At 63.9% G+C, this 26,489-nt stretch carries 23 protein-coding genes; 19 read left to right on the plus strand and 4 right to left on the minus strand.

Annotated elements, in window-relative coordinates; translation table 11 throughout:
* Window positions 1-17: 17 nt before the first annotated feature.
* From QF050_RS14965 to QF050_RS15015, 11 genes are all read left to right on the plus strand, one after another.
* On the plus strand, window positions 18-1,412 hold the full coding sequence (locus QF050_RS14965; RefSeq protein WP_308931126.1) for an MFS transporter: 1,395 nt from the start codon (window positions 18-20) through the stop codon (window positions 1,410-1,412).
* Between the two features lie 76 nt (window positions 1,413-1,488).
* Window positions 1,489-2,175: a bifunctional 4-hydroxy-2-oxoglutarate aldolase/2-dehydro-3-deoxy-phosphogluconate aldolase gene (locus tag QF050_RS14970; protein WP_308931127.1), complete on the plus strand. Its 687-nt coding sequence runs from the start codon at window positions 1,489-1,491 to the stop codon at window positions 2,173-2,175.
* The gene (locus QF050_RS14975) at window positions 2,172-3,122 is read left to right on the plus strand and encodes a sugar kinase (RefSeq protein ID WP_308931128.1); all 951 of its coding nucleotides are present in this window, start codon (window positions 2,172-2,174) and stop codon (window positions 3,120-3,122) included. Before QF050_RS14970 ends, QF050_RS14975 begins: the two co-directional genes overlap by 4 nt.
* A 26-nt stretch (window positions 3,123-3,148) precedes the next feature.
* Window positions 3,149-4,207 carry a DUF4862 family protein gene (locus QF050_RS14980; protein ID WP_308931129.1) on the plus strand — a complete coding sequence of 353 codons (1,059 nt, stop codon included), beginning with the start codon at window positions 3,149-3,151 and terminating at the stop codon, window positions 4,205-4,207.
* A gap of 118 nt (window positions 4,208-4,325) precedes the next feature.
* Window positions 4,326-4,886, plus strand: coding sequence for a hypothetical protein (locus QF050_RS14985; protein ID WP_308931130.1), 561 nt, complete (start codon window positions 4,326-4,328; stop codon window positions 4,884-4,886).
* A gap of 212 nt (window positions 4,887-5,098) precedes the next feature.
* Window positions 5,099-6,142, plus strand: coding sequence for a LacI family DNA-binding transcriptional regulator (locus QF050_RS14990; protein ID WP_308931131.1), 1,044 nt, complete (start codon window positions 5,099-5,101; stop codon window positions 6,140-6,142).
* A gap of 202 nt (window positions 6,143-6,344) precedes the next feature.
* Entirely contained in the window at window positions 6,345-7,805 is a 1,461-nt protein-coding gene (locus tag QF050_RS14995; protein ID WP_308931132.1) for an extracellular solute-binding protein, read from the plus strand.
* Window positions 7,802-8,731 carry a sugar ABC transporter permease gene (locus tag QF050_RS15000; RefSeq protein ID WP_308931133.1) on the plus strand — a complete coding sequence of 310 codons (930 nt, stop codon included), beginning with the start codon at window positions 7,802-7,804 and terminating at the stop codon, window positions 8,729-8,731. Before QF050_RS14995 ends, QF050_RS15000 begins: the two co-directional genes overlap by 4 nt.
* Window positions 8,732-8,739: 8 nt before the next feature.
* Window positions 8,740-9,651, plus strand: a complete 912-nt coding sequence (locus QF050_RS15005) for a carbohydrate ABC transporter permease (RefSeq protein ID WP_308931134.1) — start codon at window positions 8,740-8,742, stop codon at window positions 9,649-9,651.
* Window positions 9,652-9,674: 23 nt separating this feature from the next.
* Window positions 9,675-11,192: a glycoside hydrolase family 32 protein gene (locus QF050_RS15010; RefSeq protein ID WP_308931135.1), complete on the plus strand. Its 1,518-nt coding sequence runs from the start codon at window positions 9,675-9,677 to the stop codon at window positions 11,190-11,192.
* A gap of 31 nt (window positions 11,193-11,223) precedes the next feature.
* Window positions 11,224-12,180 (plus strand): carbohydrate kinase, encoded by a 957-nt coding sequence (locus QF050_RS15015; RefSeq protein WP_308931136.1) that lies wholly within the window; start codon window positions 11,224-11,226, stop codon window positions 12,178-12,180.
* Between the two features lie 66 nt (window positions 12,181-12,246).
* On the opposite strand, the gene QF050_RS15020 is transcribed toward QF050_RS15015, so the two are convergent.
* Complete coding sequence (locus tag QF050_RS15020) at window positions 12,247-13,242, minus strand: aldo/keto reductase family protein (protein ID WP_308931137.1); 996 nt, start codon at window positions 13,240-13,242, stop codon at window positions 12,247-12,249.
* 11 nt (window positions 13,243-13,253) lie between these two features.
* Window positions 13,254-14,321: a LacI family DNA-binding transcriptional regulator gene (locus QF050_RS15025; protein ID WP_308931138.1), complete on the minus strand. Its 1,068-nt coding sequence runs from the start codon at window positions 14,319-14,321 to the stop codon at window positions 13,254-13,256.
* Between the two features lie 241 nt (window positions 14,322-14,562).
* On the opposite strand from QF050_RS15025, the gene QF050_RS15030 reads away from it, so the two are divergent.
* From QF050_RS15030 to QF050_RS15060, 7 genes are all read left to right on the plus strand, one after another.
* Entirely contained in the window at window positions 14,563-15,633 is a 1,071-nt protein-coding gene (locus QF050_RS15030; protein WP_308931139.1) for a LacI family DNA-binding transcriptional regulator, read from the plus strand.
* A gap of 78 nt (window positions 15,634-15,711) precedes the next feature.
* Window positions 15,712-17,391 carry an ABC transporter substrate-binding protein gene (locus QF050_RS15035; RefSeq protein WP_308931140.1) on the plus strand — a complete coding sequence of 560 codons (1,680 nt, stop codon included), beginning with the start codon at window positions 15,712-15,714 and terminating at the stop codon, window positions 17,389-17,391.
* Between the two features lie 106 nt (window positions 17,392-17,497).
* Window positions 17,498-18,475, plus strand: coding sequence for an ABC transporter permease (locus tag QF050_RS15040; RefSeq protein ID WP_308932182.1), 978 nt, complete (start codon window positions 17,498-17,500; stop codon window positions 18,473-18,475).
* Window positions 18,476-18,485: 10 nt separating this feature from the next.
* Window positions 18,486-19,412 (plus strand): ABC transporter permease, encoded by a 927-nt coding sequence (locus QF050_RS15045; protein WP_308931141.1) that lies wholly within the window; start codon window positions 18,486-18,488, stop codon window positions 19,410-19,412.
* Complete coding sequence (locus QF050_RS15050) at window positions 19,409-20,371, plus strand: ABC transporter ATP-binding protein (RefSeq protein WP_308931142.1); 963 nt, start codon at window positions 19,409-19,411, stop codon at window positions 20,369-20,371. The genes QF050_RS15045 and QF050_RS15050 overlap by 4 nt, the downstream gene beginning before the upstream one ends.
* Window positions 20,368-21,465, plus strand: a complete 1,098-nt coding sequence (locus QF050_RS15055) for an ATP-binding cassette domain-containing protein (RefSeq protein ID WP_308931143.1) — start codon at window positions 20,368-20,370, stop codon at window positions 21,463-21,465. Before QF050_RS15050 ends, QF050_RS15055 begins: the two co-directional genes overlap by 4 nt.
* Window positions 21,462-23,018, plus strand: a complete 1,557-nt coding sequence (locus QF050_RS15060) for a glycoside hydrolase family 32 protein (protein ID WP_308931144.1) — start codon at window positions 21,462-21,464, stop codon at window positions 23,016-23,018. The genes QF050_RS15055 and QF050_RS15060 overlap by 4 nt, the downstream gene beginning before the upstream one ends.
* A 50-nt stretch (window positions 23,019-23,068) precedes the next feature.
* On the opposite strand, the gene QF050_RS15065 is transcribed toward QF050_RS15060, so the two are convergent.
* The gene (locus tag QF050_RS15065; RefSeq protein ID WP_308931145.1) at window positions 23,069-23,341 is read right to left on the minus strand and encodes a hypothetical protein; all 273 of its coding nucleotides are present in this window, start codon (window positions 23,339-23,341) and stop codon (window positions 23,069-23,071) included.
* Window positions 23,342-23,942: 601 nt separating this feature from the next.
* Between QF050_RS15065 and QF050_RS15070 the strand changes: the two genes are divergently transcribed.
* Entirely contained in the window at window positions 23,943-24,368 is a 426-nt protein-coding gene (locus QF050_RS15070; protein ID WP_308932183.1) for an Hsp20/alpha crystallin family protein, read from the plus strand.
* A 312-nt stretch (window positions 24,369-24,680) separates the two neighbouring features.
* On the opposite strand, the gene QF050_RS15075 is transcribed toward QF050_RS15070, so the two are convergent.
* On the minus strand, window positions 24,681-26,165 hold the full coding sequence (locus QF050_RS15075) for a glycosyltransferase (protein WP_308931146.1): 1,485 nt from the start codon (window positions 26,163-26,165) through the stop codon (window positions 24,681-24,683).
* Between the last annotated feature and the right edge of the window lie 324 nt (window positions 26,166-26,489).

Below are 26,489 nucleotides of genomic sequence, written 5' to 3' on the forward strand. Positions count from 1 at the left end.
TTCAAAGGAGTATGGAAATGACTACAGCAGCGCACGTCCCACAAGGGAACGTTGACCAAAGCAAAGTCCGGAAGGCCGCCGTCGCCGGCCTCATCGGTACAACCCTCGAGCTGTATGACTTCGTCATCTACGGCACCGCCTCCGCCCTCGTCTTCAGCAAACTGTTCTTCCCCAACGTCTCCCCGGCGGCGGCACTGATCGCCAGCTTCACCACCTTCGCCGTGGGATTCCTCTTCCGCCCCCTCGGCGGCGTCTTCTTCTCCCACTTCGGCGACCGGCTCGGCCGCAAATGGGTCCTGGTGGTCACCCTGCTCCTCATGGGCGGCGCCACCCTTGCCATCGGCCTGCTGCCTACCTTCGACCAGATCGGCATCTTCGCTCCTGTCCTGCTCTGCGTCTGCCGCGCAGCCCAAGGCTTCGGCGCCGGCGCCGAACAGTCCGGCGGCGCCACCCTGCTCACCGAATCCGCCGCCCCCGGCACCCGCGGCAAGCTCGCCTCACTCATCATGGTCGGCGCGGCTGCCGGCACCGCCCTCGGCGCCCTCGTATGGATCGCGGCCCAGTCCCTCGCCCCGAACGACATGCTGACCTGGGGCTGGCGCCTCGTGTTCCTGTCCAGCATCTTCGTCACCATCGCCGCCCTGGTCATCCGGCGCAAGCTCGACGAATCCCCCGTCTTCGAAGAAATCAAGCAGGCCCGCACCGTCCCCCCGGCACCGCTGAAGGAAGTCGCCAAGAACGGCAAGGCCAACGTCCTGCGGGTCATCCTCATGAACCTCGGCGTCAGCACGCAGTCCTACACCATCCAGGTGTTCATGGCCTCCTACCTGATCACCGTCGTCGGAACCGATCCCAAGTTCATCCCCCCGGTCCTCCTCATCGGCGCACTCTGCGGCGGCGTCGCAGCCGTATCCTTCGGAATTCTCTCCGACAAGATCGGCCGCCGACGCGTCGTCTCTCTCATCACCGGGGCACTGATCCTCTTCCCGGCACCGGCCTTCATGCTCCTCACCACCGGATCCCCCATAGCCATCGTCCTGGTGATCATCGTGGGCTTCATGCTCGCCTGCCAGGGCGTCGTGGGCGTCCACATGAGCTACTTCCCCGAAATCTTCGGCAGCCGCTACCGCTACGCCGGCGTCACCCTGGGCCGCGAATTCTCTTCCATCATTGGCGGTGGCGTGGCGCCCATGATCTGCGCCGGACTGCTGGGACTCTTCAGCAACTCCTGGATCCCTGTCGCCATCTACATGTCGCTGACCATGGTGGTCAGTTTCATCGCCACCCGGCTTACGCCGGAAACACTCAACCGCGACCTCACCGATCCGGAAGATGCCCGGCACCACAGCGAAATCATGCCCGCCACTGCCAGTGCAGGGACCAACGCAACGGCCGCCCAGCACGCCAAATAAGACCTTGAACGCCCGACGGCGGTACGCGCCGCCGTCGGGCACGTCACCACCGCACACCTGAGCAGAAGGAACTTCAATGGCGCGCCTCGATGACCAGGGCACACTTCTCCGGCCCACCCCATCAGCCATCCTCAGCGCAACCCGGGTTGTGTCAGTCCTCCGTGCCGGCCATGCTTCCCAGTACGCGCCGGTCATCGAGGCGCTCCAACTGGGCGGTATCCGGAGCATCGAACTGACCCTCAGCACGCCGGGTGTCTGGGACGAACTGCCCCTCCTGCAGGAGAGGTTCGGCGACACCGTGGAAATCGGCGTCGGAACCGTCACCACGGCCGCCGAAGCAGAAACCGCCCTGGATCTTGGTGCGGCCTACATCGTCACCCCCGTCACCGATCCGGACATCATTTCCGCCTGCGTCCGCCGCGGCGTGGCCGTCTACCCGGGCGGTCTGACCCCAACCGAACTCCATGCCGGATGGAAACTGGGCGCCACCGCCGTCAAGGTTTTCCCCGCCTCCAACGTTGGTGCCGGCTACATCTCACAGCTGCGCGGACCCTTTCCTGACATCGAGGTCATCCCTTCCGGTGGCGTGGACATCGACGACGTTCCCGCCTGGATCCGGGCAGGAGCACTTGCGGTCAGCATGGGCGGCCCCCTCCTTGGGGATGCCTTCAAAGGCGGCGACCTCCTTGACCTTACGGCCCGTGCCCGCCGCGTCCGGGAACTTGTGGACCAGACCGCAGAACAGCTTGGAGCAGCCCGATGAACGACGCGCCATACGTGCTCACCTTCGGCGAAACCATGGCGCTTATGCGCACTGACCAGGTGGGGCCTCTCGCCCACACCTCCACCCTCAGCCTGGGCATCGGCGGCTCGGAATCCAACGTCGCCATCGGGCTCCAACGGCTCGGCGTACAGGCGGTCTGGTGCGGACGCGTGGGAGCTGACTCATTGGGTAGCCTAGTGGAACGGGAAATCCGGGCCGAGGGCGTCGACGTCCGTACCGTCATCGACCCGTGGGCCCCTACCGGACTCATGATCAAGGAACGCCGGACCCCCGCCACCCAACGCGTCAGCTACTACCGGTCCGGCAGCGCCGGATCCCGGATCACGCCGGAGAACATCGACGAACAACTGGTGTCCGGAGCTGCCCTGCTCCACGTCACGGGTATCACCCCCGCGCTTTCCCCGGAGGCGGCATCAACGCTCAGACACGCCGTGGAGGGCGCGCGTGCCCACCACGTGACGGTTTCCTTTGATTTGAACTACCGCGGAAACCTGTGGTCCCCGGAATCTGCCCGAAGTGTCTACCGGGACATCATCCCGCTCGCCGACATCGTGTTCGCAGGCGAGGATGAAGCCGTGATCGCGGTCGGCGCCGGCGACCCGGAGGAGCTGGCCCGGCGCATCAGTGCGCTTGGTCCACGCCAGGCCGTCATCAAACTCGGCGCAGACGGCGCAATTGCCCTGATTCAGGACACTATATTCCGCCAATCCGCGGTCACCGTTGACACTGTAGACACTGTGGGGGCCGGTGATGCTTTCGTCGCCGGCTACCTGGCCGAATTCGTCACCGGCCGCGGACCGCAAGAGCGGCTCAACACCGCCGCCGCAACCGGCGCGTTCGCCTGCCTCGTCCCGGGAGACTGGGAAGGCCTCCCCCGCCGTCACGAACTGCCGATGCTGCAAACACGCGAGCCCGTCAGCCGTTGACGGACACAAAACCCAGGGAGACCATGATGCCCTCGACAAGCCCGGCCAGGACCCCGTATGTCATTGGCGCCTATGCGGCCGCGCCAAGCCTGGTGGGATGGGATCCCGTTGCTGAAGGAAAGTTCCTGGCCTCCGTGTTTGCCCTCGAGGGCGTGGCCGGCCTGGAAGTTCCCTTCACGGGGAAGCTCCATAAAGAGGACGAAGCCTGGTTCCTGCGGCAACTCCCGGACGATGCACGGTTCGTGGTGACGACCATACCCGGGACCATGGCCAGGCTGCAGGCCGACCAGAGCTTCGGCCTTGCCTCAACATCCGCGTCCGGCCGGAGGTCGGCACTGGATTTTGTCCAGGATGCGCTGGACTCGGTGAAACGGCTCAACCGGCACTTGGGCAGGCCGGCCGTCGTCGCGCTGGAGCTGCATGCTGCCCCGGTAGCTGCCGGTGATGCCGCGTCGGCTGCCGCCCTGGAAGCCTCGCTGACCGAACTGGCTCGCTGGGACACGGCCGGGGCCCGCCTCGTCCTGGAACACTGCGACGCCCTGATACCAGGCCATGTCCCTGCCAAAGGCTTCCTTGGCCTGGAAGCGGAGGCAGAGGCGGTGCAGCGGGCGGCCGACGCCACAGGTCATCCTTTCGGCATGGTGGTCAACTGGGGCCGGTCGGTTATCGAGCAGCGGCGGCCAGAGGCCGGGCGTGAACACATCACCTACCTTCGTGACCGTGGACTGCTGGCAGGCGTTGTACTTTCCGGGTGCGCCAGCGTTGACACGAGGTACGGTCCCGCTTGGGCTGATGTCCACGTACCGCCCGCCCCGCCAGAATCAGCCCGGTCCGGGCCGTCCGATCTGACCATCAGTTCAGAGGGAGTCCTTGAGCCAGCCTCGCTACTGACCATTGGGCGGATAGAAGAGTGCCTGGAGGCGGCCGGGCCCCTGCCCAAAACAGGATTCCGGGCAATCAAGGTGGCAGCACCCCCAAACGCCAGCGTGGAAGAGCGCGTAGCTGCCATTGCACAGACCCTGACGGTCGCCCAGCGGGCTTCTCCCGACCCTACAGCCCTGGCCATATCTGCAGACGACGCCTGAAGCCGGCTGAACGTCATCAGGTGAGGCCGTCACAGTTCCCGTTGAGGCGAGGTGGCGCCCGTTGGGGCAGAAACCTGGCTCCGCCCCTTTTAAGGCCAATTGGGCGCATGATTAGCCCATGCGCAGGAACATCTGGTGCTTGACGGCCGCTATCGTCACCACGCTCATCTTTGGGAGCGTGTACGTATCGTTCCAACAAATCGGCCGGCACACGGCAAACATGGCACCAGCCGCCGCTGCCGCAGCCCAGCTCCAGCACATGGGATCCGACGTCACGGCCGGACCCCGGTTGGAACTGACACCGGACAGCGGGATCTTCCTCATTGTCTACGACGAGGGCAATGTCCCAATTTCCACTACCGTTACCCTGCATGGCACTGTCCCTTCCGTCCCCGACGGTGTGCTCCAAACCGCGAGGTCCCTTGGTACTGACACCGTGACCTGGCAGCCAGAGCCCAACCTGCGGATGGCCATCGTCGCGAAGGAAGCGGCGGGCAAAGTCGTCGTCGCAGGGCAGTCCCTGGCACCCTTCGAAGCCAGCGACAGGATGACCCTGACCTTCCTGGCACTGGGCTGGCTCGGCGGCCTGCTCGTCATCGCCGGCGCCTGCGCTGCCCTCACCCTTGTCGCGCGCAGACCAGGCAGACGCCAGGGAGCTCCCCGGGTGGACCCCGCCTGATGATCCACGGAGCAAAATACGGCTCTGGGGGCGGGCGCCACGCGGAACCGGTTTACATTTTGCATTCCGGGAACGGCAATCCCCACTTCCGTTCTGGGTCATCAGCAGGAGATTCTGGCCGGGTTGGCCGTCCTGCTCGTCCATACCCAGGGCTACCTCAGAACCTGACACGAGTTAGGTATGCTATGCCGAAAGGCAGGTGATGGATCGGTATGGCCATACGTAAAGCAACGGCACTGGACGTGGCACGGCGGGCAGGGGTGTCCCGCAGTGCAGTGTCACTGGTACTAAACGGCAGGGCAAACGGCAACGTCACCGCTGAACGCCAGGAGCGGGTGCTCCGCGCCGCGGCGGAGCTAAATTACACGCCCAACTCCGTTGCCCTCAGCCTGCGCAACCAGCAGACATCGACGATCGGCGTCATCACGGATGACATCGTCACCAGCCCCTTCGCCGGCCGGCTGATCAGCGGCGCCTCACGCACGGCCTTGGCCCGCGGATACATGGTCCTGGTGGTCGACACAGAACATGATACGGCCCGCGATGGCGCTGCGGCGCAGCAACTCGTGCACCGGCAGGTCGACGGAATCATGTACGCCACCGGCAGCCTGCGTGAAATTACCGCCCCACCGGCCATGCTCACCCTGCCAGCCATTCTGGCCAATTGCACCGATGCCGGCTCGCAACTCCAGTCGGTAATACCGGCAGAGGTCGACGGCGGACGAGCGGCGGCACAGCTGCTGATTGACCTGGGCCACCGCCGCATCACCCTGTTGACCGGAACTCTCAGCTCACCCGCCGCCCCGCAGCGTGAACAGGGTTACCGTGAGGCCATGGCCGAAGCGGGGCTGGGCCCCGAACAACAGCATGTCCATGCGACCGGATGGGACATCGATGACGGCTACCGGGCCGCTTCCTCGGTTCTGGGCCGCAAAGACCGGCCGACAGCGATCATTTGCTCCAACGACAGGGTTGCCACCGGTGTTTTGCTGTACGCCGCGGCCGCGGGACTGCGCGTACCGGAGGATCTGTCCGTGGTGGGCTACGACGACCAGCAGAACCTCGCCGCCAACCTTGTTCCCGCCCTAACGACGGTGGCACTTCCGCACGCCGAAATCGGAGCAGCGGCCATGTCCCTGCTGTTGGACGCGGTCGAAGGAAAAGTCCCGGCAGCTGAGGATTTGGAAGCAGGAACTCTCTACATGCCCTGCCGGATCATTCCCCGGGCGTCCACTGCAGCGGTTCCGGCCGGCTAACCTGGCGGACAGTTCCATATCGCCTGGCTGAAACATAATGACAGGGACGTCCTATCCCGGCCCCGGCGGGAGCACGACGTCCGCGTATGGCCAGGCAGTCCGCGCTCGTGATTCAACTTCACTGAACCACTCGAAAAGTCTTGCTTGACACGTGTTAGGTCCACTACCTACTCTACTTAACACGTGTTAGGAGGAGCCGACAATGACGTCTGAAAAGACACCGGGTAAAGCAAACCCCTCGTATGCGCCGCGGTCCGGCAGTGGACTTTCACAGCTCACGCGGCGGTCCCTGCTGGGCCTGACCGGCCTGGCTGTCGCGGGAGCCACGGTGGGCGCCTGGCCCCGACTGACCGGAAGCGACATTCCAGGCCGCGGGAGTAAAGCCCTGAACATCGCCATCCTTGGAACGGCAGCCGACGCGGCGGCCCGCCAGGGTCTGGTTCAGGCGTTTACCGCCGCCCACCCTGATATTCCGGTCCGCTTGCAGGCGATCCAGGGCGCGGACTGGAAGGACTTCTTTTCCAAGATCCTCACCATGGCCGCCGCCGGAACACCGCCGGACGTCGTCTACGTAGCCACTGAGGGCGCCCAACTGTTCGCCGACAAGCTCGCCGAACCGCTGGATGACTATGTCCGCCGGGACGCAGCGGACATGAGGGATTACTTCGACGACGTTCATCCGAGCCTGCTGGAAGCCTTCATGTACCAAGGCAACCTCTACCAGCTTCCGCTGGACTGGAACGCGGCGAACATGTATTTGAACACCACCACCTTCGCCCAGGCCGGGCTCGACCGGCCCAGGGAAGACTGGACCCAGGACGACTTCAGCGCCATCCTCCGTGCGTTGCGGAAAGCACGCCCAGCCGATTTCACCCCGTACTACTGGACCAACCGCCTTTTCGGTGGAGTAGTGCCATGGCTATACGCCAACAACACCAGCTTCCTGACCGAAACCAAGGCACCCGGCGGGGACTGGCTTTGGGACCGTTTCTACCCGACCGACCCAGCCCGGGCCACACGCGGCGGCGGCTACCAGTGGCTCTCGCCCAACGCCGAGGACGGGCGCGTCATCGAAACCTTCGACTACCTGCGCGAACTCGTTGCCGAAGGACTGGGCGTCCGTCCTGAAGCCGGGGGCGGCAACGCCTTGGTTGGACTGTTCGGCAACAACCGCATCGGCACCACGCCGGCCGGCGGTTACTGGGCACAGGGCCTGCACGACGCCGGCATGACCCCCGACCAATTCGACGTGCAGTTCTTCCCGCGCTGGCGCAGCCAGCGGCATCAGTTCGGTGCCGCCGGCTATGCGATCATGCGCACGGCCAAGGACAAGGACGCCGCGTGGGAATGGGTTAAGTTCTGCTCCAGCCGCGAAGCAATGCAGCTGGCCATTCCCAAACCAAACACCACCCCCACCCGCCGCTCGATGGTCAATGAGTCCTTTTACGCGGCCACCGGACCCAAGCATTGGAAAGTCTTCTACGACACCCTCGACAGGTTCCCCACCTCCGGCCCCATTCCCGCTCCGCCGCAGCAGGCCGCCGTCGAAACTGCCCTGATGAAAAACGTTTCCACTGCCGTCAGCGGCAGTTCCGCTGATGTGCGGGCCGCGATGGGCACCCTGCAGCGAGATCTCGAACTGGCCCTCAGGAGGAACTCATGATCACCACTGCCGCCGCTCCACGCCGAACGGCGCAAACAGCGGCCGCCCGCCGACCGTTGATTGAGCGGTGGCTGGCCACGATCTTCCTTGCTCCCACGGTACTCGGGATGGCCCTGTTCACCTTCCTGCCGATCATCGGCTCGCTGGTCCTGGCCTTCTTCCGCTGGGACATCATTTCTGCACCCCAGTTCGTCGGTTTCGCCAACTTCGCCTCCTTGGCACAGGACCCCACCGTTCGGGTGTCGTTCCTGAACACCATCGTGTTCGTCGTCGTAGCAGTCACGCTTCAACTCGGCATCGCGCTTGGCCTGGCGTCCATGCTGCAGCCCAGGATGCCGTCCTGGCTCAGGGTGTTCCTGCGGTCCACCTTCTTCTTTCCCCTGGTGCTGTCGGCCGCGTCAGTGTCCATTTTCATGCGATACATGTTCAACGAACAGTTCGGCGTGGTGAACTGGCTCCTGTCGCTCATCGGCATTCCCGCAGTCCCGTGGCTGACCAGTCCCGTGGCCTCCGCCGCCGTCGTCGTCCTGGTCTACGTCTGGCAGAACTTCGGGTTCTCCTTCCTCCTCTTCCTCGGCGCCCTGACCAACATTCCCAAGGAACTACACGAAGCCGCCAACCTGGATGGCGCCACAGGCTGGAAGCAGTTCAGCAATGTCACCCTTCCGCTGATCAGCCCCACCGTGCTGGTGGCCTCCGTGATGGCCATCATCAGTGCCCTGCAGGTCTTTGACCAGCCCTACGTCCTGACCAACGGGGGTCCCGGCGATTCCACCCGCACCGCCGTCATGGTCATCTTTGAATCCGCCTTCCAGCAACTGGAGTTCGGCGAAGCCTCGGCCATAGGCCTGGTACTCACTGTTCTTATCCTTGCCGTCACCGCCCTGCAATTCCGCCTCAGCCGCCGCTTCGTCTTCTACCAGTGAGGTCCCTCATGTCCAGCCAGACCCTGCACACCGGGACCGGGAAGACCTCCGGTTCCACCACCGGCACACCAACCGCGCCCAAGCCCTACCGCCACCGCCGCCTGCCCGCTGCAGGAACCGTCGGCAGGTACACGGCCCTGGCCGTGGCAGCCGCGCTGACCCTCGGCCCTGTCTTGTGGACCCTTTCCACCTCCCTGCGGACGCCGTCGGAATCCTTCAACCTGCCGCCGTCCTTCCTGCCCATCAACCCGGACTTCACCGCTTACCAAGAGGTGTTCAAACAGATCAACGTGGGCCTCCTGGTCCTGAACAGCGCCTTGGTGACCGGACTGATCGCACTTGGCCAGATGGCTTCCGCCACCCTGGCCGGCTACGCCTTCGCCCGTCTGGACTTCCGCGGCAAGAACGCCATCTTCTCACTGGTGCTGGCCACCATGATGGTCCCGGTTCAGGTCACGATCGTCCCGGTGTTCATGCTCATTCGAGGGATGGGCCTGTCCGATACCCTGCTGGCCCTGATCCTGCCGGCCATTCCCACCGCCTTCGGCACCTTCCTGATGCGCCAATACTTCCTGGGCCTGCCAAACGACTTCGCAGAAGCGGCCTCCCTGGACGGCGCCGGACCATGGCGGATCTTCCGTTCCGTCTACGTTCCATTGGCCGTCCCCGGCATGGCAATCGTCGGGATCCTTGCCTTCAACTTCCACTGGAACGAGTTCTTCCGGCCACTGATCCTCACCATCAGCGAACAGAACTTCACCCTCCCCCTCGGCCTGGTCACGCTCCAGGGCAACCTTGGCACCGGAAGCATTTCGGTGGTCCTCGCCGGCGTGATCCTATCCATGCTGCCCGCACTGGTCGTCTTTATCTTCGGCCAACGCACCCTCCGCGAAGGCCTCACGGCCGGCGCGAGCAAATAACTCAAACTCTCAAAAGGACCCTTGTGGAGACACTTACTTCGACTCATACGGCCGGCACAGCAGGCAGCTACCGCCCTACCCTGCACTACACCGCGAAAGACACCTGGCTCAACGACCCCAACGGCCTGATTTTTCATGACGGCCTCTACCACCTCTACTACCAGAACAACCCGCTGGGAAACACGTGGGGAAACATGTCCTGGGGTCACGCCACCTCTACCGACCTGCTCACCTGGACCGAACACCCGGTCGCCATTGCCTGTGACGAGGACGAAGACATTTTTTCCGGCAGCATCGTCTACGACCGTCACAACACCAGCGGTTTCGGCAGCGGGTCCGTCGCCCCGCTCGTGGCGATCTACACGAGTGCCTTCAAAACGGGTTCACTGCACGAGGGCGTCCAGGCCCAGTCATTGGCCTACAGCCTGGACGGGGGCTACACCTGGACGAAATACGCAGGCAACCCCGTACTGAGCCGCGGGTCCGCCGAGTTCCGCGACCCCAAGGTCTTCAGGTACGACGGCGACGCGGGCAGCTACTGGGTGATGGTCGCCGTCGAAGCCAAAGACTTCCAAGTGGTCCTCTACAAATCCGACGACCTGAAAAGCTGGGAACTCCTGAGCACTTTTGGCCCTGCAAACGCCACCGGTGGCGTTTGGGAATGCCCCGACCTGCTTCCGCTGCCCGTGGACGGCGATCCGGCAAACCTCAAGTGGGTCCTCACCGTCAACCTCAACCCCGGCGGGCCCAACAAGGGCTCAGCCGGCCAGTACTTTATCGGCGACTTTGACGGGGCCACATTCACCTCCACGAGCACCGTAACCGAAGGCCTCCAGGACCCTGACCGGCTCGGGGACTACCGATGGCTGGACTGGGGACGGGACTATTACGCCGCCGTCTCCTTCAGCGACGCCCCGGACAACCGCCGGCTCATGATCGCCTGGATGAACAATTGGGAATACGCCAACAGCATCCCCACCACACCATGGCGCAGCCCCATGAGCCTCCCCCGGGAAATTTCACTCCAGACAAACGACGGAAAGTTGTGCCTGGTCCAGCAGCCCGCGAATGACCGGACTACCTTGGCGGGCTCGGAGTCGTTCTGCCTTTCCGGAACCACCATCGACGACGACGTGCGGTTTCTTGATGGCGCGGAAGGCACGGTCCAGCGCATCGACGTGAGCTTCGCACCCGGGAGCGCAGAGGAATTCGGCCTCATCCTGCGTGGTGACGGCGCGAAGGGAACCCGCGTGGGCATCCGGCCGCACCAAGCCACATTGTTCGTGGATCGCCGGGAATCCGGGCGGACAGATTTCCACCCCTCCTTCAGCTCCATCGACACCGCCCCCATCCTGGCGATGCAGGGAACCTACGACCTCACCATTTACGTGGACCGCTGCTCCGTTGAAGTCTTCGCCCAGGACGGCCAGGTCACCATGACCGAACTGATTTTCCCGGCAGAGACCAGCGCCGACCTAGCCGTTTACGCCACCGGCGGTGCTGCAACCATCAGCAGCCTCCAGGTCACGCAGCTCGCGTAGCGCGGCACCCACAGCAAGGAACAATAAAAAAATGGATAACAACGGCAAACCGTACCCTCCGCGGCAGGTGTTGGACGTCGTCGTTGTCGGGGAAGCCCTGACCGACGTCGTCACCACCCCGGAGGGGACGCATGAGTATCCCGGCGGGTCGCCGGCCAATGTCGCCTACGGCCTGGCCCGTCTTGGAGTCAGCACGGGGCTGCTCACTTCCATGGGCGCTGACCGCCGTGGTGATGCACTCGAAGAGCACCTCACCGGCGCCGGCGTGATGATCCTGCCCGGCGCCCGGTCGTTGGAGAAAACGTCGACGGCGACCGCCACCATCGCCCGCGACGGCTCGGCGGACTACGCTTTCGACGTCACGTGGGACGTGGAACCCCTGGATCCTGCACTTCCTCCGCCGAAGGTGGTCCACACCGGTTCCATCGCGAGTTTCCTCATACCGGGCGCCGGCAGGGTCAAAGCCATCCTCCAGGAACTCCGCAGCGAGTGCATCATCACCTACGACCCCAACATCAGGCCGGCCCTGCTGGGAACCCATGCGGAAGCACGGCGCACGTTCGAGGAACTGGTGCACCTCAGCACTGTCGTCAAACTCAGCGACGAGGACGCCGAATGGCTGTACCCGGAAAAGGCCCTGGAGGACACCGCGACATACATCCTGAATCTGGGAGCGGAGCTGGCTGTCATCACCAGGGGCTCATCAGGATCATTGCTCGCAACGCCCGCCACGTCCCTCACCATTCCTGCAGTAAAGACCCCTGTGGTTGACACCATCGGGGCCGGCGACTCCTACATGTCAGCCCTGATCCTGGGACTCCTCACCCGGGCAACCGCTGGCTTCGCGCCCTCGGTCCTTGACCAGCTCGGACACACAGCGGCCGCTGCGGCCGCGATCACCGTATCCAGGGCCGGTGCCCGGCCGCCCACTGAAGATGAACTCCGCGCAAAGCTTCAGCATCAGCCCCAACTGCATTCCTACTCGTAGCAACTGGCCCTCCCCGCCAAGAACCTGCCTTGGCCGCGCCGCCCATAGGTCACCGCGGCCGCCGGCCTAAACCCGCTCCGGGAAAGACTCGACCTTTGCAGGGTCGCGCTCCACGACATCGCCAAGAGCATCGTCGATCAGTTCAAGCGTTTCGGGTTCCAGGACCAATCCGGCAGCTTTGACTGTTTCGTCGAGCTGTTCGGGGCGGCTGGCGCCGACAATCGCTGCGGAAACGTTTGAGTTGGCCAACACCCAGGCTACGGCCAAGGTGGCTAATGGCACGCCCAGCTCCTGGGCTATCGGCTTGAGCTTTTCAACCCGTTCCAGCACCTGCGGCTGCAGGAACCTGTGCTCGGTCTTCAATCCGCCGTCTTCGTCGCTGAAACGGCTGCCGGCCGGCGCTGTGGAAGTACCGTATTTGCCGCTCAACACCCCTTGGGCCAGCGGTGACCAGCAGACTTGCGTAATCCCCAGTTCGTCACAGACCGGCACTACCTCGGACTCGATCACACGCCACAGCATGTTGTACTGCGGTTGGCTCGACACCAGCCGGATGCCCAGTTCGGCCGCCAGCGCTGCGCCGGCCCGGATCTCTTCCACGGTCCATTCGGACACGCCGATGTAGTGGGCTTTTCCGGCATGGACGATGTCCGCGAAGGCCCCCATGGTTTCCTCCAGCGGGGTTTCGTAGTCGTAGCGATGAGCCTGGTAAACGTCCACGTAATCCATCTGCAGACGCCTCAGCGAACCGTCGATCGATTCCATCACGTGCTTGCGGGACAGCCCGCGGTCATTCTTGCCCGGTCCCGTGGGGAAGAACGCCTTGGTCATGATTTCCACGCCTTCGCGGCGGACTCCCTTCAGGGCCTCGCCGAGCATGGATTCGGCCTTGGTGCCGGCATAGGCGTCCGCGGTATCAAAAGTGGTGATGCCCAGATCCAGCGCCTTGCGGACGCATTCCGTGGCGAGGTCCTGCTCCACGGTTTCGCCATGCGTAGCCCAGTTGCCCAGTGCTATGGCGCTAACGTACATGCCGCTGGTGCCGAGTTTGCGGTATTGCATGAAGTTTCCTTTCAAGGGTTGCCGGGGTGTCCGGCGGAAGGGGGAGAATCCGGGGTGCTGGCAGGTAAGCGCAGTGCACGGGGAGGTGCAGTGGTCTCCCGCACAACCAGGCGCGCAGGACGCACGAGGGCAGCAGGGGGCCCTCCCTTCAGGATGTCCAGGAGGATCCGGGCGGCGTTCTGTCCTTGTTCGGCTACTTCATGGTCCATGGTTGTAAGGTCCACGACGTCACAGAGCTCATGATTGTCGAACCCCAGCACGGAGAAATCCCGGGGAACATCCAAGCCAGCCTTCCGGAGGACTTTGAGTGCACCGAAGGCCATCTCATCGGAGGCAACAAAGGCTGCCGTGGGGACCTGGTCCGTGACCAGCAGCCGCGACATGGCGAGGGCGCCCCCGGCCACACTGTTCTCATCAAACTGTTCAAGCGTCCTGTCCTGGGGCAGCCCGGCCGTGGAGAGGGCCTCCCGGTAGCCCGTGAGCCGCTGCAAGGGAGGGACACCGCCGAGGTTGCTGCCGTCGTCATCACGGATGCCGATGAATGCGATCCGTTCGTGGCCCAGATTTAGCAAGTGCCTCACGGCAGCCCGCCCGGCGCTGACGTTGTCCACTGATACTGATCCGATGCCCTGCGCTTCCGCACCAAGCAACGCCACTGCCTGGCCTTGGGAAGCGAGCGATTCCAGCTCGCCCTTGGTGGGCTGTAGCGCGATGATGATGACCCCGTCAGTCCGGCCATGCAGATGCGCACCGCCGAAGAACCGCTCCCGCTGGGCAAGGGTGGCCAGCTCAAAAAGGAGCACGTCAAACCCGGCTTCCCGGAGCGTATGCGCTGCTTCGCCGATGACCTTTCCGAAAAACCACTTCGCCAGGACCGGCACCACAATGCCGACGGTCTGCGTCCGGCCCGTCGCGAGCCGCGAAGCAGCAGGAGACGCCGAATAGCCCAGTTGGCGCGCCAGGTCCTGCACGCGCTTGCGGGTGGCCGCGGATACGCCCGGAATGTCACGAAGGGCCCGAGAGACCGTCGATACAGAGACACCTGCCATCTCGGCGACCAATTCCACGCTAGCTGTCATGCGCCCATGCTAGGTCGATGGCGGCGTTGAACGCAAGCGCTTGCAGAACTTCTCCGCCATCCGGTCCTCGCCGGCAATGAAGGCCTCCATCCAGCACAGGCTGCGTCAATGAAGGCGATGGCGGTGAAGTTCGCAAGGTGCCCCTTGACACCATTCCAGTAACGCGCGTAACCTCTATCACACGCACTGAGTAACGCGCGTTACTTATCCTGGCAGCATCACCCCCACAACGGAGCATTCAATGGCGAAGACCACTACCTCGAATCATGCCGCCGCTGCGCGGCAGCGGGGTGTCACCATGAACGATGTTGCCAAGCACGCCGGCGTTTCCCGGACCGCGGTTTCGTTCGTCCTGAGTAACCGCGCGAATGCCAGCATCTCCGAGGAAACCCGCGCCCGGATCAACGAAGCTGTTCAGGCCTTGGGCTACCGCCCTAATGCCGGAGCACGTGCACTGGCATCCCAGCGAAGTGACTGGTACGGGATTGTCACCGAGATTGTGACGGCACCGTTCGCCGTCGACATCATCAAGGGTGCACAAGACCAGGCCTGGCTGGACCGCAAGTTCCTGCTAATCGCACCCTCCGACCAGGCCGATGCCGTAGGACCCAACCAGGGATTGGAAGACGCCGCGACCGAGAAGCTGCTGGAGCAGCGCGTGGAAGGACTTCTCTACGCAGCCACGTTCCACCGTGGCGTGCACGTGCCGGAAAGCACCAAGGAAGTACCCACCGTCCTGATCAACTGCTTCGACGCCGATGGCAAGCTGCCCTCGATCGTCCCGGACGAACGTGCCGGGGGCCGTGTCGCCGTCGAACGTTTGCTCCAGGCGGGCCACAGCAGGATCGGAGTCATCAACCTGGATCCGGACATTCCCGCAGCAATCGGGCGTTTGGCGGGTGCACGCGAAGCACTCGCCAAAGCCGGACTGGAGCTGGACCCCGAGCTCGTGGTGTCTGGATATGCAACGGCGGACGGCGGGTATGAGGCCGCGTGCCGCATCCTGGACCGCTACCCACAGGAGGACAGGCCAACCGCGCTGTTCTGCCTCAACGACCGCATGGCGATGGGCGCTTACGACGCCATCAAGGAACGGGGGCTGACCATCCCCGGAGACATCGCCGTGATCGGCTTCGACAACCAGGAACTGATTGCGGCCTACCTCAGGCCCAAGCTGACCACAGTTGCGTTGCCATTCGAAAAAATGGGCGCCCTGGGAGTCCAGACGCTCGCAGCCCTGACAGCAGGACAGCCGATAATTGCCGACCAGCAATTAGTCGACTGTCCGCTGCTAGAACGCTCTTCGGTCTGACCGCGAAATCAATAGCGAAGAGCAACCCCTCCCCCACCCCTTCACCTTGCTGATGAAGATAGGAAAGAGATACCCATCATGACACAACCCCGATTCCTGAGGTCTGCCCGCATCACCGCGGCCGGCCTGGCGGTAGGCGCACTGATGCTGACCGGCTGTTCGGCCACCGTCAACAAATCAGGCACAAGCTCCTCGACTTCGGACAACACGAACGCCATGCTCACCATCCCGCGGGAAGACATGAGCACGTTCGACCGCAACTTCAATCCTTTTGCGCCCGCGGTGAATCCCATGGTCAACCAGGCGATCTACGAACCCCTTTTGGTCTTCAACCCGGCCAAGGGAGACACGACGCCGTGGCTCGCCACCGAATGGAAGACTGCTGCTGACGGCAAATCCATCACCTTCACCCTGCGCGACGGCGTGAAGTGGTCCGATGGCAAGCCACTCGTGGCCGACGACGTCGCCTACACGTTCGAGCTGCAGAAGAAGCTCAAGGGCGGCTACGAGTACCTCGTCGGCGCCACCGCCGAAGGAACCAACAAGGTGACCTTCACCTTCAACAAGCCTTGGTCTCCGGCGCTCTACGAGGTGGGCCAGCTACCCATTCTGCCCAAGCACATCTGGTCTGCGATCGCCGACCCGGCTAAGGACGCCAACGCCACGCCCGTGGGAACAGGACCTTACACGGAGGTCGATTCCTTCCAGGCTCAGTCCTACACACTCAAGAAAAACCCCAACTACTGGCAGCCGGAAAAACAGAAGATTGCTGGCATCAAGATGCTTGCAATGTCCGGCAACGACGCAGCCAATCTGGCCAGCGTCAACGGGGATGTCGACTGGTCCACCCAGTTCATCCCCAACATCGAGAAGACCTTTATCTCCAAAGATAAAGAGCACCGCCACTACTGGTTCCCGCCCACGGGTGCCATGATCAATTGGCAGCTCAACACCACCAAGGCTCCGTTTAACGACCCAAAGGTGCGCAAGGCGCTCAGTATGGCCGTGGACCGCGACCAGGTGACCAAGATCGGGATGAGCGGCTACGCCCAGCCGGCCGACTGCACCGGCCTTTCCGGTAACTACGAGAAGTGGAAGAACCCGGCCGTCAAGGACAACTGCAGCTGGACCAAGCTCAATGTGGACGAAGCCAACAAAGTCCTGGACGAAGCAGGCTACCCCAAGGGGGCCGACGGCAAGCGCACCTTGAAGGATGGAACGCCTTTCGAGTTCAAGATCTCCGTGGGCGCCAGCTCCTCCGACTGGCTGTCCGTGGCCAACGTGATCTCACAGAACCTCCAAGCAGTGGGGGTCACGGCCAAGGTGGACTCCCCGGACTGGGCCTCCGTGGTGGCCGGCTATGAACAGGGCACGTTTGACTCCGGCATTGTCTGGAGCGCCAACGATCCCAGCCCGTTCAAATACTTCAACAACGCCATGGGCAGCGCCACAGTAAAGCCGGTCGGCACCAAGACCTTCGACAACTACCACCGCTTTGGTGACCCCAAAGCCGATGCGCTCCTGCAGGATTTCGTTGCCGCCGGCGATGAAGCCAAGCAGAAGGACGTCGCGTACAAGCTCCAGGAAGAATACAACGATGCCGCCCCGCTGGTGCCGCTGTTCTCAGGACCTGAATGGGGCGACTACACGGACGTTCACTTCACAGGGTGGCCGTCCCAGGACAACCCTTATGCCACACTTTCCGATCGTTCTCCTACCACGGTGCTGATTCTCACCACTCTGGAACCGCGCAAGTAACAGCTGGGCCCCGCAGGGCTCAGCAGCCCGGCATGCCCGGCGCCGGATCACCGCGCCGGGCATGCCGCCCCCTCCCCATTGCCGCAATACCTGAATGGAGGAAACCGTGCGCTTTATCCTGCGCCGACTGGGTTTCTACCTGATCGCCTTCTGGGCGTCCATCACCCTGAACTTCCTGCTCCCGCGCTTCATGCCCGGGGATCCCGTCTCGCGCATGTTTGCCCGTACCCAGGGCAAGATGCAGCCGGAACAGATCGACGCACTGCGTAAGCTGCTCGGTGTGGACGACCGTCCCATCTGGGAGCAGTACATCGACTATCTGCACAACATTGTCACTGGCAACATGGGCATTTCGATTTCCCGCTTCCCCGCCCCGGTCACCGAGGTCATCGCCGCCCAGATCGGCTGGACCCTCCTGCTCGGCGGCACCGCACTGGTAATTGCCGCCGTCGCAGGTAACTTGCTCGGCATCCTGGCCGCCTGGCGGCGGGGCGGCGCAATCGACTCCGCACTGCCGCCAGTGTTGATCTTCATCGGCTCCTTCCCATACTTCTGGCTGGCTATGGGCGCGCTGTACCTGTTCGGAGTGATCCTGGGCTGGTCGCCGCTGCGCCACGCGTTCAGTGACGGTGCGGAACCCGGCTTCACCTCGGAGTTCCTTTCCGACGTCGGCGCCCACTTGGTGCTTCCAGCGCTGACAATCGTGCTGGTGTCGATTGGCGGGTGGATGCTTGGCATGCGCAACACGATGATCGCCACCAACTCCGAGGACTACATCACCATGGCCGAGGCCAAGGGACTACGTCCGGGACGCATCATGTTCCGCTACGCAGCCCGCAACGCCATGCTCCCCTCCGTGACCAGTTTCGGCATGAGCCTGGGCTTCGTGGTGGGCGGTGCCATGCTGACCGAGGTGGTGTTCGCGTATCCCGGCGTCGGCTACCAGCTCCTCAACGCCGTCCAAGGCCTCGACTACCCGCTCATGCAGGGCCTGTTCCTGACCATCACCGCCGCCGTGCTGCTGGCCAACTTCATGGTGGACGTCCTCTACGTCCGCCTCGACCCGCGCGTGCGCAACAACTGAGGGACCCATCATGACAACCGCAATTCTGAAGCAGCCCACTGAGCCCACAGCTGCCCGCAAGCCCAACCGCAGCTTCGTCCACGGCCTCCGCACCAACAAAAAGGCCATGACGGGGACGGCCGTGATGCTCGTCTTCATTGCACTGGCCCTGCTCGCACCGGTGCTCTTCCCGGGCGACCCGTCGCGGATCACCGACATGGCCTCCCTGGAACCCTCTCCCGAGCACTGGCTGGGAACGACAGCCAAAGGCCAGGACGTGCTCGCGCTGACTGTCCACGGCTCCCGGAGTTCCCTGTTCGTGGGGCTGACCGTGGGCTTCGCCTCCACTTTCATCGGGATCCTGGTGGGACTGGCCTCCGCGTACTTCGGCAAGTTCATCGACGAAGCACTGTCCCTGGCGACCAACGTCTTCCTGCTCCTTCCCGGCCTGCCGCTGCTGGTCATCCTGGCCGCGTTCCTGCCTCCGGGGCTGGGCACCGTGATTCTTGTCCTCGTCGTCACCGGCTGGGCAGGCTCAGCACGCGTCCTGCGCTCACAGGCATTATCCATCCGCTCCAAGGACTTCGTGGCCGCGGCCGTAGTGTCCGGCGAACGGGCCGGCCGGATCATGTTCCGCGAAATCCTGCCCAACATGGCATCGATCGTCATGGGCACCCTGCTGGCCTGCGTCATCTACGGCATCGGTGCCCAAGCGGGACTGGAGTTCCTGGGCCTGGGCGATGTCAGCACAGTGTCCTGGGGCAACAACCTCTTCTGGGCCGGCAACGAAGGTGCCCTGCTCACCGGCAGCTGGTGGGTGTTCGTCCCGTCGGGCGTTTGCATCGCGCTGGTCGCCTTCGCCCTTGCCCTCATCAACTACGCCGTGGACGAGGTCACCAACCCGCGGCTGCGGAAGATCAAAACCCCGAAAGATACCGAAAGGAGCGCCGCCAAATGACCATCTCCCAAGTCTCCTTCGGCTCCCACGAACCGGTCCTGGACGTCAAGGACCTCACCGTCGAGTACATCGGTGACACCCGCTCCACCACCGCCGTCAACCGCGTTTCCTTCAGCATCGGCACTGGTGAGGTGTTCGGCCTCGCGGGAGAATCCGGCTGCGGGAAATCCACTATCGCCAACTCAATCATGCGGCTCCTGAAGGATCCCGCGAAGATCGCCGGCGGCAGCATTTCCTTTGGTGGCAAAGACGTCCTGGCCATGACCCCGGATGAGCTGCGGCGCTTCCGGTGGCAGGACGTGGCCATGGTCTTCCAGTCAGCGATGAACTCGCTCAATCCCGTGCTGACCATCGGCGAACAGATCGTGGACATCTTCACCACCCATGCCGGCTACTCGCGCAAGGAATCCCTGCGGCGCGCGGGTGAACTGCTCGAACTCGTGAGGATCGACCCCGCACGCCTGAAGTCCTACCCGCACCAGCTTTCGGGCGGCATGCGCCAGCGCGCGGTGATCGCGATGGCCGTGGCGCTCAAGCCCTCGCTGCTGATCCTGGACGAACCCACGACGGCCTTGGACGTGGTGGTGCAACAGGAAATCATGGCCCAAATCAAGGAACTCCAGCGCGAACTGGGCTTCTCCGTCCTCTTCATCACCCACGACATGTCCCTCATGGTGGAACTCTCGCACCGCATGGCCGTGATGTACGGCGGCCGGATCGTGGAGACCGCGAAGGCCCAGGACGTCTACGCCGACCCCCGCCACCCCTACACCCGGGCGCTGATGGGTGCGTTCCCGCCGCTCACCGGTCCGCGGGTTCCGTTGACGGGACTGCCCGACGGCGTGAAGTTCCGGAATATCCCGGACCTCACCGAAGTGGCACCCGGACACTTCGTGGCACCTGTCAGTGCCGACGCTTCGGCGGCTGACGCTGCCATCATGGAAGGAGCCGCACGATGAGCCACGCTGTTCAGTCTTCACCACGTCCAGACGTTTCCACCCAAACGCCCGCCCTCGAGGTCCGCGGACTGGGCAAGTCTTTCCCCATCGGTGGCCTGTTCTCCCAGGGGTCCGTCCGGGCCCTGCACGGCATCGACCTGACCATTGGCCGCGGCGAAATCGTTGCCCTCGTGGGAGAGTCCGGGTCGGGCAAAAGCACCCTCGCCCGCTGCGTTGCCCGGCTGGAAAAGCCGAGCTCCGGCGAGATCCTGATCGACGGCGTCGACGTCCTCAAGCGCGACCGCTTCCAAGCATCACGAGCCTTCCGCTCCCAACTGCAGATGGTCTTCCAGGACCCCTTCGGCTCGCTGAATCCTGCCCACAGAGTGGAGCACTTCCTGCGGAGGTCGCTGGCGATCCACCGGAAGGGCGGCGGCTCCGAGACGGAGACCCACCGCCGTCTCGAAGAGCTTATGACCACCGTTGGCCTGCAGGCGGACATGCTGAACTCCTACCCGCACGAGCTCTCCGGCGGTCAGCGCCAGCGGGTTGCGATTGCCCGCGCCCTCGCCGTTGAACCACAAGTCATCCTGGCCGACGAACCCACCTCCATGCTGGATGTTTCAGTCCGGATCGGCGTGCTGAACCTGATGCGAAAGCTCCGCGACGAGCAGGGCATCTCCATGCTCTACATCACCCACGACCTCGCGTCCGCCCGCTACCTGGCAGACCGGACAGCGGTGATGTTCGCCGGGGAACTCGTCGAAGAAGGCGAGTCCCTGGATTTGCTCTCAAACCCCGGCCACCCCTACACGCAACTCCTCGTTTCGGCTGTCCCGGACCCCGCCAGGGCAGGTTCGTATGATCCTGTCCGTCGTGCCGAACTGCGGCAAGCGGTCATGGCGTCGGCGCATTGCGCTTACGACGGCGACCCGAACCAGGCCTGTTCGGCCGAGGAACCCGTGCGCCATCAGGTTGGAGACCGCGAAAAGCGCCATTGGGTGCGCTGCCACCGCTACCAGCCGTGGGCTGGTAGCGACGGCCATGCACTGGCGGGCGAACCGACGCCACCCAACCTCCCGGCGTCGAACACTCACGAAAAGGCCTCCGCATGACTGAACTGACCCACCCGCTCGCCACCGTGCCTCAGGATGAGCTGGTTGGCCGCGCCGAGTCCGATCCTCTCCGGCCACGCTTCCACTTCGTGTCACCCGCCGGTTGGCTCAACGATCCCAACGGCGTCAGTCAATGGAACGGCACGTACCACCTCTTTTACCAGTACAACCCAGAAGGCGCTTTCCACCACCGCATTCGGTGGGGTCATGCCACCAGCACCGATCTGATCACGTGGACGGACCAGCCTGTTGCCTTGGAACCGTCCGCAGGGCCCGATGCCGAGGGCTGCTGGTCCGGGGTCCTGGTGAACGACGACGGCACCCCCACCCTGGTTTATTCGGGGCGGTTAGAGGGCAAGGAGCTGCCCTGCGTCGCCGTAGGGTCACCGGACCTTCTGACCTGGACCAAGGACCCCGGAAACCCTGTGATCGCAGCGCCGCCGGTTGGCGTGGACATCACGGCGTACCGGGATCACTGCGTCTGGCGTGAGGGAACGAAGTGGCGGCAGTTGGTGGGTTCAGGCATTCGTGGGCGCGGCGGAACGGCGTTCTTGTACGAGTCCTCGAACCTGCGATCGTGGGATTACATCGGGCCGTTGTTCATCGGCGATGCCTCGCAGGGCGATCCTGAGGACAACGATTGGACGGGGACCATGTGGGAATGCGTGGACCTGTTCCGGGCAGGGAAGGGTTCGCTGGGGTCTGCCCCTTCTGATGGATCCCCCGATGTGCTGGTCTTTTCCGCATGGGACGACGGCGACACCCGCCACCCGCTGTACTGGACCGGCAGGTATGCCGGGGATACCTTCGAGCCCGCAGCGCTGCACCGTCTCGACTACGGAGGCCGGTTCTTCTACGCGCCGCAATCGTTCCAGGATGAATCGGGCCGACGTGTCATGTTCGGCTGGATGCAGGAAGGCCGAAGTGATACCGCCATGGTGGAGGCCGGCTGGTCAGGAGTCATGAGCCTGCCGCGGATCGTCACGGCGGCCGGCGACGGTACACTCCGCTTCGCACCCGTCCCGGAAATCAAGAAGCTGCGCCGTGACCATGTGAGTCTGCCCGGACAGACGTTGTCCAGTACATCGGCGGCCTTGGAACTTGGCTTGTCCGGCACGCAACTCGACCTCGAACTGGACCTCCAACTGGCACCGGGCGCCCAGCTGCGGCTGGGCGTCCTGGGCTCCACGGACACGCTTACCTCCGCCATACCCGACGAGGAAACCGTCATCGAGCTGCTCAGGGCAACCGACGGCTCCACCAACGGCACGCTCCGCCTGGACCGCGCGCGAAGCAGCCTCGATCCCACCGTTGATGTGGAAGAGAAGGCCGGACCCGTCCCCATGCCCGAAGGGCGGGTGCACCTGCGTGTCATCCTGGACCGATCCGCCGTCGAAATTTTTGCCAACGGAATCCCGCTCACGGCCCGCGTTTACCCCACCCTCGGCGGGGAACAAGTCAGGCTTGCCGCCGAAGGCGCGGCCCAGATACTTTCCCTCGACGCGTGGACGATGGCCGAAATCCATGAGGGTCCCCGGAGCCTCTTCCCCTGACCGGGCGCGGCAGCGAGCCGCGTACGTGGTCCGGGGCTTCGAACATCGGTTTACCGGTCGATGGTGACGAAGAGATCCAGGTGGATGTTCTCGGCAGCGAGACGGTCCTCCAGGTACCGGGAAAGGCTTGCATCGGTGGCGGTATGCGGTCCCTTTTGGACGGCGCCGCGGAATACAGCCTGGGTGTTCGTTGACCTGAGTACGTCCAGGGGCGTCCAGCGGAGGTGTCCGTCAGATAGTCGCTCAATGTCGGTGCGGAAGGTGCGGCGGTGCTCGTCACGGACGGAGACGCTCATGGAGAAGGGAATGAAAGCTATAGGCAAGAGGGTCCTTTCGAACGAGGCATCCAGCGGTCGGCGCCTCAGTTTGAACAAGCCCAAACCCGCCCCAACTATTCCCTTTCGGCCGCTAAAGAGGCCAGCATCACGGTGCGCCGGTCAACTTGTTTTGCCGGGGATCGGGCTGACGTGCGCGACAATGACCTGGGTGCACACGCCCGGTCAGCATAAGCGGTGGCACAAGGAGCAGTGCGGCAAAGCGCTTCATCGGTTCCCCCACTCGATGATGAGCAGATCAGGTTCAGGCTATCGGGCCGGAATACCCTAAGCAGCGGCCGCCGGCTGTGTTCCTCTTGACAACATGGGAAACAACCAAGTGGGCCCTTCGGGCAGTTAAAGGCTTTCATACTCAGGCTTGGTTTAGCATCGAGGCCTGCATGGTCTATCTGCTCTATGCGGGGTTCCGCGGGAAGACCGACAGACGAGCGGCCACTGCTGCTGCAGTTGTGGCTGGGGAGACATCAGTCTTTGTGGGCAATGGCTTTCATTGCCCGCTGACCCCCTTGACCGGCGCCTGGGCGACCCAACAGGATCCGTCACAGACATCTACCTGCCACGCCGGTTCGCCCATAATCTACCTGCATCCATGTTATGCACCCCGTCTGGGCTGCTGCACTCCCTGGACAGACTGTTTGACTCCCAGCGCTTCCGGTGCGAATTCCGGTACGGACCCTTCAGCCGCAGCATCCCGCTTCCCGACGATGTTAAGGAACGAGATATCAAGGCCACCTACTCCGACGGGGTATTGGAAGTCCCTGCGCACCTTTCGGACCAAGCAGCGCAGCCGGCGCCCCCGAAGACACCGGCAGTGGTTCATGGACCGTACCGGCGCAGCGGCCCTGCCCACACCATCACCGCCGTGCTGTTCCAGGCAGCTGGCCAGCTCCTGTCCCCGGGATTCACACAGCAGCGGTCGCCACGCAAATGTGCTGCCGGAGACCTGGTGAGCACACAACAGTGGACACCCAATGGCAATGTCGAGCACAGCAGGTATGGCACCCGATTGCGATGACAGCGGCAGAGGGCTACCATCTTGGTCGGCCAAGTTGCCTTGAGCCGTGGCTGGCCAGGTAGTTGACCATGCCGTCAACCGTTGCCACAGCCGGATAGTCGCGTTCCGGAATGTCCACGCCCATGTCTTTGCGATGATTTCCACGAGGTGGAGAAAGTCGAGTGAGTCGAGCTCCAGGTCCTGTCGCAGCCGGACGCGGCCGGCGAGGTTTTCAAGCTCGACGTCGGGGGTCACCTGGCAGATAGCTGCCTGCACGGCCTGACGGGCGTCCTGTCCTTCATAACTCCTCCGGTGACTGCAGCAATTCAGTCCTTATGGGTCGTGGCCCGCCGGTCCCGCGGGAACGATGCGAGGGGGTGGCGAGGACCCCTCGACGCGGACGGGCAGCTCGTCGTCCCCCCGAAGAATGGCGCGGAGCAGCCGCCGCTCCTCTCCCCTGAGCGACATGAGCGCGTCGCCGCGCCGCAGGACCAGACCCCCGTCCGGGGTGGCATACCGCTTCTGCAGATCTCCCAGCTCCTCGGCGCGCAGCAGCGCGACCGTGCTGGCCCCAGCCAAGTCGACCATGCGGACCAGCGAGGAGGGTCCCGTCAGATCCGTCGCAACGACGCGCCGCTCGCTCTCGGCGAGGATCGTCTTCTGCGCTGCACGTGTCACGACCAGGGGACGGGACGGCCCGTCCAGCAGTCCTGTCAGCACGTCCGCTGCAGCGTTAGGGCGGCCCGTTCTCCACGCCGCCGCCTGCATCCGCCGCAGGCGACCCGGCTCCCGCAGCAGCTCGTCGATCTTCCAGCCGATCGTCGCGGGAGTGTTGCAGCGGACCGCCGCCCCCTGTTCCATCAGGTAGTCGCCGTTGCGAACCTCCTGCCCCGGGATGGTGTTCACAAGCACCATGGGCAGTCCTGCAGCCATGCACTCTGACGCCGACAGGCCGCCCGGCTTGCCCACAAACAGGTCGGCGCGGCGCAGCAGCTGCGGCATCTCCGCCGTGAAGCCGAGCACGCGGTAGCGGTCGCCAGCGGGCGCCACCAGCTGCTCGATACGCTGCCGCAGCGCATTGTTGCGTCCGCACATGACCGTGGCCGTGAAGGACGACCGCATGTGCAGCGTCTGCCGCACGACCGAGACGGCATAGTCGCCGCCAGTCGCACCCGCCGAGATCAGCAACATCGGGGGCTCGTTTGCATCGCGCGCAGGCGCTACGTTCAGCTGGGTAGCGATCGGGATTCCCGTGGCCGCGACGCGGTCGGGGGGCAAACCCAGCGCCATCAGTTCCACCCTCCCCTCCTCCCTGGCCAGGAAGAGCGCGTGGAACGCGCCCGTAAGCCACAGGCCCTGGAAATCATAGTCCGTTGTAACGACGGCGGTCCTCGCGTCAATCACGCCGCGAAGGAGCAGTGACGCCAGCAGTTGGGCTGGCAGGAAGTGCGTACAGACGATCGCCGTCGGCCGGAAACGCTTGATCGCACCGATCACCGGAAGAGCGTTCACCCGTGTCCAGGGGTCTACTGGGCCCCGCCGCCGGAACGGACGGTCGTTGATGTCGTAGCCCCACTCGACCAGCCAGGGCAAGTCCTCGACCAGGACGAAGTAACCCTTGCCCAGCAGTGTGCGGTAGAGCACGCTGCTCACCTGCAGCACGTCCAGCACCTGCACCTCGTCGATGTCGGCGCGCGCGGCACACGCCTGCTGCACCGCCGCCGCGGCGCTGTTGTGGCCCGCTCCTACCCCTGCTGACAGGATAAGTACGCGCTCCCTCCCAGCGGCGTCGGGGCCTCGTGCCGACGTTCTGCGCATGAAGAGAGTCTAGCGGGCCGTATCACCACCGCCGGACCCCAACTTGTACTCGATCAGCATGGCCAACGTGCAACACACAAACACCAAGAAGAGCAGGCAGATAGGATCTAAGCGCATAATCGAATCAACCACTGGTTTCTGGCCCCGTATGACAGGGCCGCCCGGGCTTGCTGCCGACAGGTTCCGGAGGCGAGTTCATCTACGGGCGCCACAAAAGCCCCTCCTGGTCTCCGCACTCTCTCCAACCGCCGGCCAAGGGCCACGCTGCCGAAGCCCGGTTTCACATCCAACTGCACGATGAAAGAGGACCCCAAGCCATGACAG

The organism is Arthrobacter sp. SLBN-112, assembly GCF_030944625.1.
Taxonomy (GTDB): Bacteria; Actinomycetota; Actinomycetes; order Actinomycetales; family Micrococcaceae; genus Arthrobacter.

Bases quoted from the DNA above. Each gene is read 5' to 3' on its own strand.
- QF050_RS15000 (WP_308931133.1), top strand. From the start codon at position 7,802: ATGATCACCACTGCCGCCGCTCCACGCCGAACGGCGCAAACAGCGGCC.
- QF050_RS15050 (WP_308931142.1), top strand. From the start codon at position 19,409: ATGACCATCTCCCAAGTCTCCTTCGGCTCCCACGAACCGGTCCTGGAC.
- QF050_RS15025 (WP_308931138.1), bottom strand. From the start codon at position 14,321: ATGACAGCTAGCGTGGAATTGGTCGCCGAGATGGCAGGTGTCTCTGTA.
- QF050_RS14975 (WP_308931128.1), top strand. From the start codon at position 2,172: ATGAACGACGCGCCATACGTGCTCACCTTCGGCGAAACCATGGCGCTT.
- QF050_RS15035 (WP_308931140.1), top strand. From the start codon at position 15,712: ATGACACAACCCCGATTCCTGAGGTCTGCCCGCATCACCGCGGCCGGC.
- QF050_RS15055 (WP_308931143.1), top strand. From the start codon at position 20,368: ATGAGCCACGCTGTTCAGTCTTCACCACGTCCAGACGTTTCCACCCAA.
- QF050_RS14990 (WP_308931131.1), top strand. From the start codon at position 5,099: ATGGCCATACGTAAAGCAACGGCACTGGACGTGGCACGGCGGGCAGGG.
- QF050_RS15060 (WP_308931144.1), top strand. From the start codon at position 21,462: ATGACTGAACTGACCCACCCGCTCGCCACCGTGCCTCAGGATGAGCTG.
- QF050_RS15070 (WP_308932183.1), top strand. From the start codon at position 23,943: ATGTTATGCACCCCGTCTGGGCTGCTGCACTCCCTGGACAGACTGTTT.
- QF050_RS14995 (WP_308931132.1), top strand. From the start codon at position 6,345: ATGACGTCTGAAAAGACACCGGGTAAAGCAAACCCCTCGTATGCGCCG.
- QF050_RS15020 (WP_308931137.1), bottom strand. From the start codon at position 13,242: ATGCAATACCGCAAACTCGGCACCAGCGGCATGTACGTTAGCGCCATA.
- QF050_RS14980 (WP_308931129.1), top strand. From the start codon at position 3,149: ATGCCCTCGACAAGCCCGGCCAGGACCCCGTATGTCATTGGCGCCTAT.
- QF050_RS15005 (WP_308931134.1), top strand. From the start codon at position 8,740: ATGTCCAGCCAGACCCTGCACACCGGGACCGGGAAGACCTCCGGTTCC.
- QF050_RS14970 (WP_308931127.1), top strand. From the start codon at position 1,489: ATGGCGCGCCTCGATGACCAGGGCACACTTCTCCGGCCCACCCCATCA.
- QF050_RS14965 (WP_308931126.1), top strand. From the start codon at position 18: ATGACTACAGCAGCGCACGTCCCACAAGGGAACGTTGACCAAAGCAAA.
- QF050_RS15015 (WP_308931136.1), top strand. From the start codon at position 11,224: ATGGATAACAACGGCAAACCGTACCCTCCGCGGCAGGTGTTGGACGTC.
- QF050_RS15075 (WP_308931146.1), bottom strand. From the start codon at position 26,165: ATGCGCAGAACGTCGGCACGAGGCCCCGACGCCGCTGGGAGGGAGCGC.
- QF050_RS15030 (WP_308931139.1), top strand. From the start codon at position 14,563: ATGGCGAAGACCACTACCTCGAATCATGCCGCCGCTGCGCGGCAGCGG.
- QF050_RS14985 (WP_308931130.1), top strand. From the start codon at position 4,326: ATGCGCAGGAACATCTGGTGCTTGACGGCCGCTATCGTCACCACGCTC.
- QF050_RS15045 (WP_308931141.1), top strand. From the start codon at position 18,486: ATGACAACCGCAATTCTGAAGCAGCCCACTGAGCCCACAGCTGCCCGC.